This window comes from Falsiroseomonas sp. HW251 (assembly GCF_050563545.1).
Taxonomy (GTDB): Bacteria; Pseudomonadota; Alphaproteobacteria; order Acetobacterales; family Acetobacteraceae; genus Falsiroseomonas.
Window position 1 is genome coordinate 1 of the sequence record NZ_JBNXUM010000123.1, and the last position, 307, is coordinate 307.

The 307-nt window shown below is 69.1% G+C and carries 1 protein-coding gene; it reads left to right on the forward strand.

The features are described 5' to 3' along the window. On the forward strand, positions 1-307 hold a 307-nt coding region (locus ACLF3M_RS35460), incomplete at both ends, for a hypothetical protein (protein ID WP_430661721.1).

Here is a 307-nt window from a genome sequence, read left to right on the forward strand (position 1 = left end):
GTTCGTCTCGTTCCATCGCAAGGGCACCTGGTCGGATGCAGAGGGCGAGCCGCAAGTCGACCGGCTTGTCGAGGCTGCCGAGACCACCGCGCAGCTCGCGCTGCGGCTGGTGCCGGAACGCTGTGCCCGCGGGCTGCTGGTCATCAACGACGAGGCTGACATGCGCGTCGGCTTCCAGCACCCGTACGAGCCACGCCTGTCGGAACGCTTCCCGTCCTGGCTTGCCGCTCTCGCGGCAACCCATGCGGACCTGTCGCTACGTCATGCCGCGCAGGGGCTCCGCTTCGCGGCTGTCGCCGACAACGCA